Origin of the sequence: Mycolicibacter nonchromogenicus, from assembly GCF_002101775.1 — a bacterium.
In the GTDB taxonomy this organism is placed as follows: Bacteria; Actinomycetota; Actinomycetes; order Mycobacteriales; family Mycobacteriaceae; genus Mycobacterium; species Mycobacterium nonchromogenicum.
The window spans coordinates 90,259-105,728 of record NZ_LQPI01000053.1; the positions used below are offsets into that span (position 1 = coordinate 90,259).

15 protein-coding genes are annotated in these 15,470 nt (G+C 67.2%); 5 read left to right on the top strand and 10 right to left on the bottom strand.

What is annotated here, in order from left to right; translation table 11 throughout:
* Positions 1–42 precede the first annotated feature (42 nt).
* The gene (gene glgX, locus AWC18_RS15035) at positions 43–2,211 is read left to right on the top strand and encodes a glycogen debranching protein GlgX (protein ID WP_085139240.1); all 2,169 of its coding nucleotides are present in this window, start codon (positions 43–45) and stop codon (positions 2,209–2,211) included.
* Between the two features lies 1 nt (position 2,212).
* Here the strand turns inward: glgX and AWC18_RS15040 are convergent, their stop codons facing one another.
* The 3 genes from AWC18_RS15040 to AWC18_RS15050 all read right to left on the bottom strand — a co-directional run bounded on the left by AWC18_RS15040 (position 2,213) and on the right by AWC18_RS15050 (position 5,422).
* Positions 2,213–3,562 (bottom strand): threonine/serine exporter family protein, encoded by a 1,350-nt coding sequence (locus tag AWC18_RS15040; protein ID WP_064999190.1) that lies wholly within the window; start codon positions 3,560–3,562, stop codon positions 2,213–2,215.
* 80 nt (positions 3,563–3,642) lie between these two features.
* Positions 3,643–4,956, bottom strand: coding sequence for a threonine ammonia-lyase IlvA (ilvA, locus tag AWC18_RS15045; protein ID WP_082961225.1), 1,314 nt, complete (start codon positions 4,954–4,956; stop codon positions 3,643–3,645).
* Positions 4,957–4,984: 28 nt separating this feature from the next.
* Complete coding sequence (locus AWC18_RS15050; RefSeq protein ID WP_064999189.1) at positions 4,985–5,422, bottom strand: nitroreductase family deazaflavin-dependent oxidoreductase; 438 nt, start codon at positions 5,420–5,422, stop codon at positions 4,985–4,987.
* A 90-nt stretch (positions 5,423–5,512) separates the two neighbouring features.
* Here AWC18_RS15050 and AWC18_RS15055 point away from each other — a divergent pair, with 90 nt between their 5' ends.
* Positions 5,513–5,722 carry a hypothetical protein gene (locus AWC18_RS15055; RefSeq protein WP_076048476.1) on the top strand — a complete coding sequence of 70 codons (210 nt, stop codon included), beginning with the start codon at positions 5,513–5,515 and terminating at the stop codon, positions 5,720–5,722.
* Between the two features lie 3 nt (positions 5,723–5,725).
* Here the strand turns inward: AWC18_RS15055 and AWC18_RS15060 are convergent, their stop codons facing one another.
* Together AWC18_RS15060 and AWC18_RS15065 are read right to left on the bottom strand one after the other, a co-directional pair.
* Complete coding sequence (locus AWC18_RS15060) at positions 5,726–6,244, bottom strand: DUF488 domain-containing protein (protein ID WP_085139241.1); 519 nt, start codon at positions 6,242–6,244, stop codon at positions 5,726–5,728.
* 48 nt (positions 6,245–6,292) lie between these two features.
* Positions 6,293–7,090, bottom strand: a complete 798-nt coding sequence (locus AWC18_RS15065; RefSeq protein ID WP_085139242.1) for an enoyl-CoA hydratase/isomerase family protein — start codon at positions 7,088–7,090, stop codon at positions 6,293–6,295.
* A gap of 86 nt (positions 7,091–7,176) precedes the next feature.
* Here AWC18_RS15065 and AWC18_RS15070 point away from each other — a divergent pair, with 86 nt between their 5' ends.
* Positions 7,177–8,010 (top strand): class I SAM-dependent methyltransferase, encoded by an 834-nt coding sequence (locus AWC18_RS15070; protein WP_085139269.1) that lies wholly within the window; start codon positions 7,177–7,179, stop codon positions 8,008–8,010.
* An 11-nt stretch (positions 8,011–8,021) separates the two neighbouring features.
* On the opposite strand, the gene AWC18_RS15075 is transcribed toward AWC18_RS15070, so the two are convergent.
* Both AWC18_RS15075 and AWC18_RS15080 read right to left on the bottom strand, forming a co-directional pair.
* Entirely contained in the window at positions 8,022–8,747 is a 726-nt protein-coding gene (locus AWC18_RS15075) for a hypothetical protein (protein ID WP_131810684.1), read from the bottom strand.
* A 272-nt stretch (positions 8,748–9,019) separates the two neighbouring features.
* Positions 9,020–9,406, bottom strand: coding sequence for a MerR family transcriptional regulator (locus tag AWC18_RS15080; protein WP_064999201.1), 387 nt, complete (start codon positions 9,404–9,406; stop codon positions 9,020–9,022).
* Positions 9,407–9,461: 55 nt separating this feature from the next.
* On the opposite strand from AWC18_RS15080, the gene AWC18_RS15085 reads away from it, so the two are divergent.
* Positions 9,462–9,914 carry a PPOX class F420-dependent oxidoreductase gene (locus AWC18_RS15085; RefSeq protein ID WP_064999184.1) on the top strand — a complete coding sequence of 151 codons (453 nt, stop codon included), beginning with the start codon at positions 9,462–9,464 and terminating at the stop codon, positions 9,912–9,914.
* Between the two features lie 21 nt (positions 9,915–9,935).
* Here the strand turns inward: AWC18_RS15085 and dnaE are convergent, their stop codons facing one another.
* Entirely contained in the window at positions 9,936–13,487 is a 3,552-nt protein-coding gene (gene dnaE, locus AWC18_RS15090) for a DNA polymerase III subunit alpha (RefSeq protein ID WP_064999183.1), read from the bottom strand.
* Positions 13,488–13,626: 139 nt separating this feature from the next.
* Between dnaE and AWC18_RS15095 the strand changes: the two genes are divergently transcribed.
* A complete protein-coding gene (locus AWC18_RS15095; protein WP_064999182.1) occupies positions 13,627–13,863 on the top strand; it encodes a dodecin family protein in 237 nt (78 codons plus the stop codon).
* 58 nt (positions 13,864–13,921) lie between these two features.
* Here AWC18_RS15095 and AWC18_RS15100 read toward each other — a convergent pair whose 3' ends face one another.
* Both AWC18_RS15100 and lspA read right to left on the bottom strand, forming a co-directional pair.
* Entirely contained in the window at positions 13,922–14,842 is a 921-nt protein-coding gene (locus AWC18_RS15100; RefSeq protein ID WP_064999181.1) for an RluA family pseudouridine synthase, read from the bottom strand.
* Between the two features lie 7 nt (positions 14,843–14,849).
* Positions 14,850–15,431, bottom strand: coding sequence for a signal peptidase II (lspA, locus tag AWC18_RS15105; RefSeq protein ID WP_085139243.1), 582 nt, complete (start codon positions 15,429–15,431; stop codon positions 14,850–14,852).
* Positions 15,432–15,470: the final 39 nt, after the last annotated feature.

A 15,470-nucleotide genomic window follows, 5' to 3' on the forward strand; every position in this document is an offset into this window, starting at 1 on the left:
ACGCGCGGCGGCGGACGCCGAAAAAGCCGATAAGGTCAAGCGGTGTCGTCGGCTGAGTCGGGTCCCGAACCCACCCCGGAGCCGTCCGCGCCCGCGGTCTGGCCCGGAAACGCCTATCCGCTGGGCGCGGTGTACGACGGAGCCGGCACCAACTTCGCGGTGTTCTCCGAAGTTGCCGAGCGTGTCGAACTGTGCCTGATCGACGACCGCGACCACACCGAGACCCGGATCGGTCTTGATGAGGTGGACGGCTACGTCTGGCACGCCTACCTGCCCGGAATCGGCCCCGGCCAGCACTACGGCTTCCGCGTGCACGGACCGTTCAACCCTGCCGCGGGCCACCGCTGCGACCCCAGCAAGCTGCTGTTGGACCCCTACGGCAAGGCTTTCGACGGCGCCTTCGACTTCGGTCCGGAGTTGTTCTCCTACGACCTGGCCGATCCCGACAGCGATGCCGCTCCCCCGGGCCTGGACTCGCTGGGTCACACCATGACCAGCGTGGTGATCAACCCGTTCTTCGACTGGGCGTCCGACCGGTCACCGCGCACCCCGTACCACCAGACGCTCATCTACGAGGCGCACGTCAAGGGCATGACCCAGACCCACCCGGGCATCCCCGCCGAACTGCGGGGCACCTATGCCGGGCTGGCGCATCCGGTGATCATCGATCACCTCAAGTCGTTGAACGTCACCGCCATCGAGCTGATGCCGGTCCACCAGTTCCTGCATGATCAGCGGCTGCTGCAGCTGGGGCTGCGGAACTATTGGGGGTACAACACCTACGGCTTCTTCGCCCCGCACAACGAGTACGCGGCCAGCCGACAGCCCGGCGGTGCGGTGGCCGAGTTCAAAGCGATGGTGCGCGCATTCCACCAGGCCGGTATCGAGGTGATCCTCGATGTGGTATACAACCACACCGCCGAAGGCAACCACCTGGGCCCGACGCTCAATTTCCGGGGTATCGACAACGCCGCCTATTACCGACTCGACGAGAACGACCGACGGCGTTACACCGACTACACCGGCACCGGCAACAGCCTCAACGCCCGCCACCCGCACACCCTGCAGCTGATCATGGACTCATTGCGTTACTGGGTGACCGAGATGCACGTCGACGGCTTCCGATTCGACCTGGCCTCCACCCTGGCCCGGGAGCTGCACGACGTCGATCGACTGTCCGCGTTCTTCGACCTGGTGCAACAGGATCCGGTGGTCAGCCAGGTGAAGTTGATCGCCGAGCCGTGGGACGTCGGCGAAGGCGGCTACCAGGTGGGCAACTTCCCGGGGCTGTGGACGGAATGGAACGGCAAATACCGCGACACGGTGCGTGACTACTGGCGGGGCGAGCCGGAGACCCTCGGCGAGTTCGCCTCGCGCCTGACCGGCTCCTCGGACCTGTATGAGGCGACCGGGCGGCGGCCCAGCGCCAGCATCAACTTCGTCACCTGCCACGACGGCTTCACACTCGCGGATCTGGTGTCCTACAACGAGAAACACAACGAGGCCAACGGCGAGGACAACCGCGACGGCGAGAGTCACAACCGCTCGTGGAACTGCGGTGTGGAAGGACCGACCGACGACCCCGAGATCCTGGCGCTGCGGGCCCACCAGGTCCGCAACATCATGGCCACCCTGCTGATCAGCCAGGGCACGCCGATGATTCTGCACGGCGACGAGTTCGGCCGCTCCCAGCGCGGCAACAACAATGTCTACTGCCAAGACTCCGAACTGTCCTGGATGGACTGGACGCTGGCCGAACGCAACGCCGACCAATTCGCCTTCACCCGCGCGATGACCGCCCTGCGCACCGCGCACCCGGTGTTCCGGCGGCGGCGGTTCTTCGACGGCAGACCCATCCGCGGCGGCGACGAGGTGCGCGACATCGCCTGGCTGACACCGGCCGGACACGAGATGACCCAGCAGGACTGGGACAGTGAATTCGGCAGGTGCGTCATGGTTTTCCTCAACGGCGAGTCGCTGCCGGAGCCGGATGCGCGCGGGCAGCGGATCATCGACGACTCATTCCTGTTGTGCTTCAACGCCGGTGAGACGCCGGTGGACTTCATCACGCCCAATGCCGAATATGCACGGGTCTGGACCGCGGTGATCGACACCGCCCATCCAGACGGCAGCACTGATCTGGTGGTCGACGCCGGCCAGGCGGTGACGGTGACGGGACGCTCGCTGACCATAATGCGCAAGAGCAAGTGAGCTAGGAGGCACGGCGCCCGAAGTAGCGGATGCCGGCGAGTTGTGGGATGCGGTAGGGGCTGCGGATGCGACGTGTCGCCCGGCCGCGGCCGCGCAGGTGATAGCGGCTGAGTTCGCGCCGCACCGACGGCGCCAGCAGCGGTCCCAACACCGCGCCGGCACCCAGCGCCAGCGCCAGCCCCACCGCCATCCCAAGTGAACCGCCCGCGTTGGGCTGGCCGTTGACCAGTTGCACGAAGCCCCGGAACAGGGTCAGCCCCGGAACCAGCGGAATGATGCCGGCCATGATGATCACCAGCGGCGTGACCCGCAGCCGGGGCGCCAGCAGGGTGCCGACCAGACCGGTCGCCGCGGCGGCCGCGAAGGAACTCACGATCGGGTTGGCCTGCACCTGTTGCAGCCCGAAGAACAGCAGGGCGGCGGTCGCCCCGGCCAAGGCGGCGGCCAGGGCGGCCTTGAGCTGCGCATAGCCCGCAATCGCAGCGGCGGCGGCACCGAGTGCGCCGGCCAGTAAGTACACCGGCACGCTCAGCGCCGCGACCGGCATCTCGGGGCTCACCCGAACATGCAATCCGAACGCTCCGCCGATCTGCACCGCGATCGAGACGCCGACCAGGATGCCGACCGACAGCAGCAGGATGTCCATAGCGCGCGAGACGGCGGTGAGTTGGTAACCGGTGATGGCGTCCTGCACCGAGCCGACCATGGCCAGCCCGGACAACAGCACCACGATGTTGGCGGCCACCACCGGTGAAACCGATGTCCCGGCGGGCAGCCAGCCAACCGCGTGCAGACCGATCGCGACCGCGGTGGCCACCGCAGCGGCGACGACCTGTTGAAACAGCAGCGGCAGGTGCCAACCGTTGAGCACGCGGCCGATCCGGTCGATCAGCGCGGTGGTGACCGCCGAAATCAGCGCGACCAGCGGCCCGGCGCCGATCAGGACAGCGAAGCTGCCGGCCATCACGGCCCAGCCGATCGTGGCGACCCAGCGAGGATAGGGATGGGCGGACCGGTTCACGATGTCCAGCTGCTGTTGCACCCACTCCGGATCGGGCGTGCTGTTCACCACCTGCTCGGCGAGATCGGTGGCCAGCTGCAGGCGCGTGTAATCCAGCGAGCGCGACTGCACCAGATACATCGCAGTGACCGGGGCGCCCGGCACCCCACGCGGAACCGACACCCGGATCGAGTTCCCGGTGATGTCCACCTGGGTCTGGGGCAGCCCGTAGGCGGTGGCGACGGCGAGCATGCTCGAGGCGACGTCCGCGGTTCCTGCCTGTGAGCCCAGCAGCAGCTGCCCGAATCGCAGGGCGATATCGAGAACCCGACGGACGTCGGTCTCATCCAAGCGCGTTGTCTCCGAGGACGCCATCACGGTCGACTACCCGTTCGGCGCGCGAAGCTCACCCGCTGCGGCGGATCCCGGCGCTACAGCAGGTAACGGTAGGCCGGAGAACCGGGCTCCAGCGGCTCGACGTGGATCTCGGAGGTACGCATGCGCTCCAACAACCCATCGAGGTCGGCAGCCGACCCCAGCTGTATGCCGACCAGCGCCTCGCCGGTCTCGCGGTTGTTGCGTTTGACGTACTCGAACAGGGTGACGTCGTCGCCGGGACCGAGGACCTCGTCGAGGAAGCGCCGCAGCGCGCCCGGCTCCTGGGGGAAGTCGACCAGGAAGTAGTGCTTGAGGCCCAGGTGCACCAGCGAGCGCTCCAGGATCTCGCCGTAACGGGACACATCGTTGTTGCCACCGGAGATCAGGCACACCACCGTGGCACCCGGGGCGACATCAGCCTCCATCAGGGCGGCCACCGACAGGGCGCCCGCGGGCTCGGCGATGATCCCCTCGTTCTGATACAGGTCGAGCATCGCCGTGCAGACCGCACCTTCGTCGACGGTGGTCATCGACACCATGTCACCGGCCGCGGACAGCACCGCGAACGGCAGCGCCCCGGCGCGTCGGACGGCCGCACCGTCCACGAACTGGTCGACGTGCTCCAGGCTCACCAGCTCCCCCGCCGACAGCGCCGCCATCATCGAGGCGGCCCCGGCCGGCTCCGCGCCCAGCACAGCACTTTTGGTGGTCCGCTCGGCCAGGTAGGTGGTGATGCCCGAGATGCACCCGCCGCCCCCGACCGGCACCACCACCAGGTCCGGCTCGGTGTCGAGTTGGTCGAGTATCTCCACCGCGATCGTGCCCTGACCCGCCATGGTCCGCAGGTCGTCGTAGGGCGGCACCAGAGTGGCACCGGTGCGGGCGACATCGGCCAGGGCCGCCTCCGCGGCCAGGTCGTAGGTCGCGCCGCCGACGATCAGTTCGATGAACTCGCCGCCGTGGTAGCGGATGCGGTCGCGCTTCTGTTTCGGGGTTTTGGCCGGCACATAGACCCGGCCGTGGACACCCAGCGACCGGCAGGCGAACGCGAATCCCTGTGCGTGATTGCCGGCCGACGAGCACACCACGCCGGCGGCGAGTTCGGCTTCACTGAGCTGGACCAGCAGGTTGTAGGCCCCGCGCAGCTTGTAGGAGCGCACCGACTGCAGGTCTTCGCGCTTGAGATAGACGTTGGCGCCGGTCAGCTCGGAGAGCCGGTCGTTGTACTGCAACGGGGTGGGCGTGACCACACCGGCGATCCGGTCGGCCGCCGCGTCAATGTCGGCCGCGGTCAACGGACCCTTCAACCGGCCCTGCGAGGGGCCCGACGTGGAGGCACTTCGGTTCTGGCGCAGTTCGGCGGACACCGCAATATGGTGTCACCCAGTGGGGCGTTCAGCCCACCGGGGTCAGCACGAACACCGGGATCTGGCGGTCGGTCTTCTCCTGATACTCGGCGTAGTACGGGAAAGCCTCGACCGCCCGCTCCCACCACTGCGCCTTTTCCTCGCCGAATACCTCCCGGGCGTCGTAGTCGCCGGTGACGGGCCCGTCCTGCAGCTCTACGCGCGGGTTGGCGGCCACGTTGTAGTACCAGACCGGGTTCTTCGGGGCCCCACCCAGCGACGCGACGATCGCGTACTCACCGTCGTGTTCCACCCGCATCAGCGGGATCTTGCGCAGCTTGCCGGTCTTGGCTCCGACCGTGGTCAGCAGCACGACCGGTTTGCCCTTCATCTCGATTCCCTCGGTACCACCGGAGGCCATGTACTTCTCGGCGTTCTCGCGGGACCAATCCAACGGGCTGGGTGCATATTCTCCGCTCAGAGGCATGCGGCCAGCCTAGTCGCGTTACCCGACACTACGATCCGACCAGCAGATTTCGGCTGGCCTAACAATTGGTTGTCGCGTACCGTTAACTACATGACCACCGCCGGGCGCTTCGGGCAGCATGTGCTGATCGCCGGTGTGCCCTGGCCGGCCTACAAGCTGGTCGCGCTGGCCGTCGGCCTGATAACCCTGCTGATCGTCGGTGTCGTGACGTCCAGCGCCGCGGCCGCGGTTCTGACCGCTGCGGGCACCTGTACGGCGGTGTGGCTCGCCTTGGGCGCTCAGCATCCGTCACGACGCTGACAGCTATTCGGGCTCGGCCGGCAGGCGGTCATAGATCAGCACGTCGCCGGCAACGCGGGCTTCGGCGGTGGGCCGGTGATCGTGCAGCCTGCCGTCGTGCATCAGGTGCCGGACCTCGACGCCCCGCACCAGGGTGAGGTGATCGGCGATCAGTTTGCGATGGCATCGCCACCAGAGGCTCTCGGCGCACATCACCGCCACCTGTTGATCTGCCGTCAGCAGCTCGTCGATTCCGGCCTGGAAGTCCTCAGACCGCATGTAGCCCGCGTAGGACCGAAACGAGACATTGCGCAGCCCGATGTCGGGGCTGTTCCCCGTGGCCCGTCGCCAGCCGCCGAGCCGCGGCTCCCACCGATATCCCACCCCGGCTTCCGGCAGCCAGCGCTGCATCTCTTCTCGCGCAGTGTCCGGATTGCGCCGGCTTCCCGGAGCGCTGCGGACGTCGACCAGGGCTTGAACACCGGCGCCCGAGAGCAGCGCGGCGATCTCGGCTCGGTCCGCGGTGCCGTGGCCGAACGTCAAAACCGTTGGCGACGTGGCGTTCTCCTGTCAGGCTCGCTCGTGGCCGGCTCAGCGGCCGCCGACCCGTTTCAGATATGCCATGGCCGAGGCCTGCGACTCCGGATCGTGCACCGCGGTGACCAGAGCATCGGCGTCGTTCCAGCTGCGCGTGGTGCCCACCATGCCGTCGGTCACCGCGTTGACCTGCCGCTTGGTGCCGCCCAACGTGAGCGCGGACTTGCCGACCAGCTGTCCGACCAGCTCCTGCACCGCCACCTCAAGGCCGGCCTCGGGCACCACCCGGTTGAGGAAGCCGATCGCCTGGGCCTCAGCGGCACCGAACGGGCGGCAGGTCATCACCAGTTCTTTGGTGCGCGCCGGCCCGATCTCGCGGACCAGTCGCGGGATACCGCCCCAGGCCAGCGGAATTCCCAGGTCGACCTCGGGAATCGAGAACCGGGTGTCCTCGGCGGCCACCCGCAGATCGCACGCGGCGGCCAACACGACACCGCCACCGACACAGTGCCCGTGCAGCCGCGCCACCGTCACCGCTCGCATGGCCTCGATCGCGTCGGCCATCCGCCGTCCGGCGTCGGCGGCCTCCCGCAGCCCTCCGGCGCCGTCGGCGGCGGCGGTGAACGCGGCCAGATCGGCCCCGGCGGAGAACGCCCGGCCGCTGCCGGCCACGACCACCACCTTGACCGCCGGCCGGGCGTCGAACCAGCGGGCCGCCGCCACCAACTCGTCGAGCGTCAGCGTGCTCAGTGGGTTGAGTTTGTCCGGACGGTTCAAGGTGATGGAGCCGAGCGCGCCGTCGGCCGCAACCGTGATGGTCGAGGCCTGCAGTGTCTCGGTGCCGGCTTGCATGGCGTCGACGTTAGTGGCGCCGCGCCGGTCAAGGCGCGGGATTGCGGTTACGGGCTCCGACCCTCGACATCGCCTACGGTGAGGCCATGTCGATTGCCGTCACCGAGTTCAGTCTGGTCGAGCAGACCGCTTTCCTCACGGCGTATGCCCGGGCACTGGACTGTCGTGCGCCCGTCCCGATCCTCGGCGACGAGTTCTCCGACCGCGTCGTCGGCCTGATCGACTACGACTTCCCGGCATTCCGGATCCCGGCGAGCGTGGTGCGCCAAACCGCCCTGCGCGCGAAGATGCTCGACGAGCGTGTGCGCACGTACACCGCTGCGCACCCCGATGCGGTGGTGATCGACCTGGGCGCCGGGATCAACGAGCCGTTGGCCCGGGTGAAGCCGCCGGCCGGTGTCGACTGGTACAGCATCGATCTGCCGCGCGTGATCGCACTGCGCGAGAAGGTGGTGCCGGCCCAGCCCGCCGAGCACAACATCGCCGCCGATCTGACCGGCACGGACTGGACAGCCGCTGTCCCCGTCGGCCGACCGACCATGGTGATCGCCGACGGTCTGTTCGCCTTTCTCACCGAGGCTGAAGTCATCGCGCTGATCGGGCACGCCATAGACCATGTGGGAACCGGCGAATTGGCGTTCAACGACTACGGCCGGGTCGGGATGTTCAGCTGGCTGGGCATGAAGCTGGCGCCCCGGGGAATGTTCAGCGTGCTGCGCCACGTCTGGGCCAATCCCGGCTTCACCGATCCGCGCACGCCGCAGCGGTGGGATCCGCGCCTGCGTCTGGTAGAGCAGGCCTGTCTGGCACATGCCGCCGAGGTGGACTCATTTCCCGGCCCGGCCCGCCGAATGACCCGGCTCGCCGGCCGGTTCAAGTCATTGGCCGGCAAGGCCCGGGTGCTGCGCTACAAGTTCTGAGAGTCTTGGGGTTACAGGGCGCCGAACACGTCGCCGAGATACTGCGACGGGTCGAAATCGAGGCTGGCGAACGGGTCGTTGGGAACGAGGTAGTCCGGCACCTCGGGGATCCACGAGTGGAACAGGCTGTTCCACAAGAACATCGGGTCGTTGTCGCCGATCGTCAGGTAGGCGGCCGACGCGAAGTTGATCGGGTCGGTCACCACCGTGTAGCCGAGGTCGCCGGCCGACATCACCCAGTAGTTCAGGTCGTGCGGTCCCACGCCGTTGATGGTCAGGTTGGTGAAGTCACCGACGTTGACCTCATAGATCGAGGATCCGGACAGGTAGGCGAAGTTGCCCAGGCTGCTGAGGTCGAAGTCGTCCGCCAGGCTGGGGTTGATGTCGAACTCACCGAATTGGTAGGCCCGGGTGGAGAAGAACGAGTTCCAGTAGTCCTCGATCTTGATGGTGTACGTCCCGGCGTCGATCGTGTTGTCGCCGTCGGTGTAGATGATGTTGTAGGGCTGGTCGCCCTTCCAGTCGGTGATGAACGGGCGGACGCCCTGATACGTCCACCCGCCGTCCAGGATGTCACCCATCACCATGCAGACCGCACCATCGCAGGTCTCATAGGGTCCGCCGTCGAGGAACGGGTCCCCGGCCGCATTGGCGTTCGACGCCGGAATCACCAGCGCGGCGAACGCGGCGGCAGCGCCCATCCCCACCAGGTTGAGAAGACGACGCGAAACCCCCATGACTGCCCTCCGTGTTGTTCAAGCTCTACAGCGCTGTGAATCAACAGGCGTCAATCATTACGCCTGCGATATAGCATAGGTAGACTATGCTAATGGTACTCATGGGTAAAGTTCGATTTTCTGCCATGAGTTCCCCGCCGGAATCGGCTCCGCAGTGAGCCCAACCGTCCCCACCTCCCCCCGAGGCCACACCTGTTGCGCGAGAAGTTCCAGACGTTACACCAGTTAAGCGGTGTTGCAATCAGGAACGAATCTCACCGTTCCGCTGACATTCAGACTCTGGGTGGATGAATTCCACACGTGCACGAATCCACGGATGGACAAGTGCACCGCATTCCCCACTCGATGACCGCACGCGCCCGCGACAACGACTCCAACTGGGCATCGATCTCGGCGAGTTTCGCCCGGGCCAGCGCCTTGCTCGCCGGCCGCCCGGGCGCGTCGTCGGCGAACAGCAGCGCAATCTCCTCGAGGGCGAACCCGGCCGTCTTGCACAGGCCGATCACCTCGAGTCGGGCCAGCACCGCCTCGTCGTAGCGGCGCTGACCGCCGATTCGGGCCGGGGGCGCCAGCAGGCCGATCCGCTCGTAGTAGCGCAGGGTGGTCGCGGCGACGCCACTGCGATGCGCCACCTCGCCGATGCTCAACCGGCCGGACACCGCCACCTCCGGAGGACTTGACTTGAAGTCAACTCTAAGTTGTTCCCTGGGAAGTATGCACCTCCGACTGTTCAACGAGCTACAAGACGCCCGCTACGCACTGCTGCGCACCTTCCGCGGCGACGGCACCCCCGTCGACACCCCGATATGGTTCGCGATCGACGACGACACCCTGGTGTTTCGGACCAAACTCGGACCCAAGACGCGCAGGCTGGCCTCGCGCCCAGAGGTCGAGTTGATCGCCTGCGACTACCGCGGCCGGCCCCGAGACCAGGCGAGGGCGCTACCCGGCCGGGCCACCGTGCTGTCCGGCGACGAGGCCGAGGCCGCCAACCGCACCCTGCACCGGCGCTACGGCTGGCAGTGGAACGTTGTGCCGATGCTCTCGGTGCCCGGCGTGACGAACGTGCACCGGGATCTGCCGTTGCGGGAGAAGTTACGGCGCACCCGAACCCGCAACCTGTGGCCCGACAGCGTGATCGTCCGGGTCGATCCGCTCCCGCACTAGGCCGCACTCCCGCGCAAGACGTCAGCCGCCCAAGCAGCCGGGACCGAGCAGTGCCTTCAGATCCCCCATCAGCGCCGACGACGGCGTCACCCGCAGTGAGGGATCCAGCTCCAAGACGGTGATGCGCTCCCCGCTGATCAGCCGCAGCTGCACCTGCGCGGTCCCGGGATGGCGGGTCAGCACCTGCTTGAGCGCGCTGACCTTGTCCATGGTGCACTGCCGGGTCGGCAGACTCACCGCCAGCGGACGATCCGCGGCATTGGCGGAGAAGTCCGGCACCACCAGCTCGTTGGCGATCAACGAGATCCGGTCGTCGCGGATGTTCACCTTGGCGCTGACCAGCACCACGGCGTCGTCGGCGATGTCGGCGCCGTATGCCGAGTAGGTCTGCGGAAAGAACATCACCTCGATGCCACCGGTGAGATCCTCCAATTGCGCCGAGGCCCAGGGCAACCCGTTCTTGTTGACCCGACGGTTAACCGATGCCAGGATGCCGCCGACTCGTACCTGCGTGTCGGCGGCGACCTCGCCCTCCAAGATCGCCGGAATCTGGGTGTCGACCTGGGCGGCCAGCAGATGCGCGATGCCGTTGAGGGGATGCCCGGACACATACAGCCCGAGCATCTCTCGCTCCAGGGCCAGCTTGTGCTTGTCCGTCCACTCTTCGTCGGGCACCTTGATGCCGAAAACGGCGTCGGCCCCGGTACTTTCGCCGTCTCCCCCGCCGAACAGGTCGAACTGCCCCACCGCCTCGGCCTTCTTGGTGCCCAACACCGAGTCGACCGCGTCGGTGTGCACCAGGAACAACCCCTTGCGCGGATGCCCCAGCGAGTCGAAGGCACCGGCCTTGATCAGAGACTCGGTGACCTTCTTGTTGCAGGCCGCGATGTCGATCTTGTTGAGGTAGTCGGAGAAGTCGGTGAACCGGCCCTTCTGATTCCGGGTGTTGATCAGTGAGCCGACGACATTGGCGCCGACATTGCGCACCGCCCCCAGCCCGTAGCGGATGTCCTCGCCCACCGAGGCGAAGTTCAGCTCGGATTCGTTGACATCCGGCGGCAACACGGTGATCCCCAACCGGCGACAGTCGGCCAGGTAGACCGCGGCCTTGTCCTTGTCGTCACCGACCGAGGTCAACAGCCCGGCCATGTATTCGGCCGGGTAGTTGGCCTTGAGGTACGCCGTCCAGTACGACACCAGGCCGTAGCCGGCCGCGTGCGACTTGTTGAACGCGTACCCGGCGAACGGAAGGATGGTGTCCCACAACGCCTTCACGGCCTTCTCGGAGAACCCGTTGGCCGTCATGCCCTCGTAGAAGCCCTTGTACTCGGCTTCGAGCACCTCGAGTTTCTTCTTGCCCATGGCTTTACGCAGCGCATCGGCTTTGCCCATGGTGTAGGAGGCCACCTTCTGGGCGATGAACATGATCTGCTCTTGGTAGACGATCAGGCCGTAGGTCTCCGAGAGGATGTCGCGCAGCGGCTCTTCGAGCTCGGGGTGAATGGGTTTGATGGCCTGGCGGTTGTTCTTGCGGTCGGCGTAGTCGTTGTGGGCGTTCATGCCCATGGGGCCGGGCCGGTACAGCGCCAGCACGGCCACGATGTCGTTGAACTCGGTGGGCTGCATGCGCCGAAGCAGGTCGCGCATCGGGCCGCCGTCGAGCTGGAACACCCCGAGGGTGTCACCGCGGCCCAGCAGTTCGTAGGTGGCCGGGTCGTCGAACGGCAGGCTGTCCAGATCCAGGTCGATGCCCCGGTTGGCCTTGATGTTCTCCAGGCAGTCGCCGATGATCGTCAGGTTGCGCAGGCCCAGGAAGTCCATCTTCAGCAGGCCGATTTCTTCACATGACGGGTAGTCCCAGCCGGTGATGATCGCGCCGTCCTGGGGACGCTTCCACAACGGGATCGCGTCGATCAGCGGCTCGGAGCTCATGATCACCGCGCAGGCGTGCACGCCGGCGTTGCGGACCAGGCCCTCCAGACCTCGCGCCGTCTCGTAGATGGTGCGAACGTCGGGGTCGGTGTCGATCAACGCCCGAACCTCGGCGGCCTCCTTATACCGCTCGTGGTTGGGGTCGGTGATGCCCGACAACGGAATGTCCTTGGCCATGATCGGCGGCGGCAGCGCCTTGGTGATCCGGTCTGCGATGGCATAGCCGGGCTGGCCGTAGTTGACGCGAGCTGCATCTTTCAGCGCCGCTTTGGTCTTAATGGTGCCGAAGGTGATCACCTGGGCCACCCGGTCACTGCCCCACCGCTCGGCGGCGTAGCGCACCATCTCGCCGCGACGGCGGTCGTCGAAGTCGATGTCGATATCGGGTGCCGACGGCCGCTCCGGGTTGAGGAAGCGTTCGAACAGCAGGCCGTGCGGGATCGGGTCGATATTGGTGATGCCCAGCGCATAGGCCACCAGCGACCCGGCAGCCGATCCGCGGCCCGGGCCCACCCGGATGTTGATCGAGCGGGCGTAGTTGATCAGGTCCGCGACGATCAAAAAGTACGACGGGAATCCCTTGCCGCAGATGACGTCGATCTCGTAGGAGGCGCGGTCGGTGTACTCCTGCGGGACCCCCGCCGGAAAGCGCCGCTGCAGACCGGCCTGCACCTCGTGGCGCAGCCAGGAACCCTGATCATGACCCTCGGGGACGGGAAACACCGGCATCCGGTCTCGGGGAGTCCACACGTCGGCGTAGGACTGCACCCGCTCGGCGATCAACAGGGTGGAGTCACAGGCCCCGGGCAGCTGGTCGTCCCAGAGCGCGCGCATCTCGGCGGCTGACTTCAGGTAGTAGCCGTCACCGTCGAACTTGAACCGGGTGGGATCCGACAGCGTCTTGCCGGTCTGCACACACAGCAGTGCCTCGTGGTTGGAAGACGCGTCGCGGGTGACGTAGTGACAGTCGTTGGTGGCCACGGTGGGGATGCCGAGCTTGCGCCCGACCTCCAACAGCCCCTCACGGACCCGGCGCTCGATGGACAGCCCGTGGTCCATGACCTCCAGGAAGTAGTTCTCGGGGCCGAAGATCTCCCGCCATTTGGCTGCCGACTCCAGCGCCTCGCGCTCCTGGCCGAGGCGCAGCCGCGTCTGCACCTCCCCGGACGGGCAGCCGGTGGTGGCGATGATGCCCTCGGCGTACTCGGCGATGATCTCGGCGTCCATCCGCGACCACTTGCCCAGCTGGCCCTCGAACGAGGCCAGCGACGACAGCTTGAACAGGTTGCGCAGCCCGGTGGCGTTCTCGGCCACCATGGTCAGGTGGGTGTAGGAGCCGCCGCCGGACACGTCGTCGCTCTTCTGGCTCGGGTCGCCCCAGTGCACCCGGCGGGTGTCGAACCGAGAACCGGGGGCGATGTAGGCCTCCACCCCGATGATCGGCTTGATTCCGGCCTTGGTCGCCGCGTTGTAGAACTCGCTGGCGCCGAACATGTTTCCGTGGTCGGTCATCCCGATCGCCGGCATCTCCAGGCGCTGCGCCTCAGCCAGCATCGGGGCGATCTTCGCCGCGCCGTCGAGCATCGAGTACTCGGTGTGGTTATGCAGGTGCACGAAGGACCGCGACGATGAACTGTCCATAGGACCGCCAGTCTATGGCCGAGCACCGACGCTTCTCGGCGTGTCGTCACCCGTGTCTCTTCGGCTGCCGTTTCCCGGGACAGCGGCCGCCGCCGTGCACTACGTTGAGGTTCGCCCTAAGCGGAGGAGAGGCAAATACATGAGCGTGTACCGGGTGATCGACATCATCGGGACCAGCCCGTCGTCCTGGGAGAACGCCGCGGCTGAAGCAGTGCACCGGGCCAAGCAGACCATCGACGACATCCGGGTCGCCCAGGTCGTCGAGCAGGACCTCACCCTCGATGACAAAGGCGGCATCGTCTACCGCACCAAGCTGCGCATCTCCTTCAAGATCCGGCCGCCGAAGGCCAAGCCGGCCGCAGAGCCGACGGAGTAAGACCGCGCAGCTTCGACGAAATGGTGGCCCGCCCTGACGCCGCGTTCGGGGCGCCCACTCAGCGATGCAGGACGTCCAGCGCGTGCTGCAGGTCGGCGGGGTATTCGCTGGTGATCTCGATGCGGCGCCCGTCGCCGGGGTGGGCGAAGGCCAGCGAGCGGGCGTGCAGCCATTGGCGTTCCAGCCCGAGCTTGCGCGCCAGCGTCGGGTCGGCCCCGTAGGTGAGGTCGCCGCAGCAGGGATGCCGCAGGGCCGAGAAGTGCACCCGGATCTGGTGAGTGCGGCCGGTCTCCAGGTGGACGTCGAGCAGGCTCGCGGCGACGAACGCCTCCAGCGTGTCGTAGTGGGTGATGCTGTGCCGCCCGTCGGCGGTCACGGCGAATTTCCAGTCCGGTCCGTGATGGCGGCCGATCGGTGCGTCGATGGTGCCGCTGGACGGATCCGGGTGGCCCTGTACCAGGGCGTGGTACCGCTTCTCCACCGTGCGCGCCTTGAACGCACGTTTGAGCGCGGTGTAGGCGCGCTCGGAGATCGCCACCACCATCACACCCGAGGTCCCGACATCCAGGCGGTGCACGATGCCCTGGCGCTCCGGAACCCCGGAGGTCGTGATGCGGTAGCCGGCTGCGGCCAGACCGCCCAGCACGGTGGGCCCGGACCAGCCCACGGACGCGTGCGCAGCGACCCCGGCGGGTTTGTCGACGGCCACGATGTCGGCGTCGGAGTACAAGATCGTCATGCCCTCGACCTCGACCGGGGTGTTCTCCAGCGGCGGCGGCGCCTGCGGCAGCCGCACCGACAGCCACGCACCGGCGACCAGCCGATCTGACTTTCCGGCCGTCACGCCGTCGAGCTCCACGTCGCCGTTCTCGGCCAGGGTCGCCACCACGTTGCGCGACAGCCCCAGCAGGCGGGCCAGCCCGGCGTCCACGCGCATGCCGGCCAGCCCCTCAGGGACCGGCATGGATCGTTCGGTCACAGCCGCATCAGGCCTGCTCGCCGTCGCCGGCACGGCGACGGCCGACCGAGTCGAAGTCGAAGCCGAACACTGACAGCACCACCAGCAGGATCGCTCCGCCCACCACGGCCGGGTCGGCGACGTTGAACACCGGCCACCAGCCGATCGACAGGAAGTCGACCACGTGGCCCTGCAGATGCCCGGGGGCCCGGAAGAACCGGTCCACCAGATTGCCCAGCGCCCCACCCAGGATCATTCCCAGCCCAATCGCCCACCAGGGCGACACCAGGCGACGCGACATCCAGATGATGCCGAGCACCACCGAGCTGGCGATCAGCGTCAACACCCAGGTGTAGCTGGTGGCCATCGAGAACGCGGCGCCGGAGTTGCGGACCAGGGTCCAGGTCACGGTGTCGCCGATGATCGACACCGGCTGGCCGGGGGTCAGCATCTTCACCGCGAGCACCTTGGTGACGACGTCGGTCACCAGCACCACCGCGGCCACCGAGAGCAGCAGCCCCAGCCGGCGCGGCGGGGCGGCCGGCTCCGCCTTCGGCGCCGGGACGGGGTCCACCTCCGTCTCGGTCGAGTCGGTTGTCTCGTCAGTCACGCTTCCATCATCCCTTAACCCGGGTGCGGCATGATCGCG

Excerpts from the sequence above, each read along its gene's own strand:
- AWC18_RS15075 (WP_131810684.1), bottom strand. The coding sequence starts at position 8,747 with ATGGGGGTTTCGCGTCGTCTTCTCAACCTGGTGGGGATGGGCGCTGCC.
- dnaE (WP_064999183.1), bottom strand. The coding sequence starts at position 13,487 with ATGGACAGTTCATCGTCGCGGTCCTTCGTGCACCTGCATAACCACACC.
- AWC18_RS15070 (WP_085139269.1), top strand. The coding sequence starts at position 7,177 with ATGTCGATTGCCGTCACCGAGTTCAGTCTGGTCGAGCAGACCGCTTTC.
- AWC18_RS15065 (WP_085139242.1), bottom strand. The coding sequence starts at position 7,090 with ATGCAAGCCGGCACCGAGACACTGCAGGCCTCGACCATCACGGTTGCG.
- AWC18_RS15050 (WP_064999189.1), bottom strand. The coding sequence starts at position 5,422 with ATGCCTCTGAGCGGAGAATATGCACCCAGCCCGTTGGATTGGTCCCGC.
- AWC18_RS15085 (WP_064999184.1), top strand. The coding sequence starts at position 9,462 with ATGCACCTCCGACTGTTCAACGAGCTACAAGACGCCCGCTACGCACTG.
- AWC18_RS15095 (WP_064999182.1), top strand. The coding sequence starts at position 13,627 with ATGAGCGTGTACCGGGTGATCGACATCATCGGGACCAGCCCGTCGTCC.
- AWC18_RS15055 (WP_076048476.1), top strand. The coding sequence starts at position 5,513 with ATGACCACCGCCGGGCGCTTCGGGCAGCATGTGCTGATCGCCGGTGTG.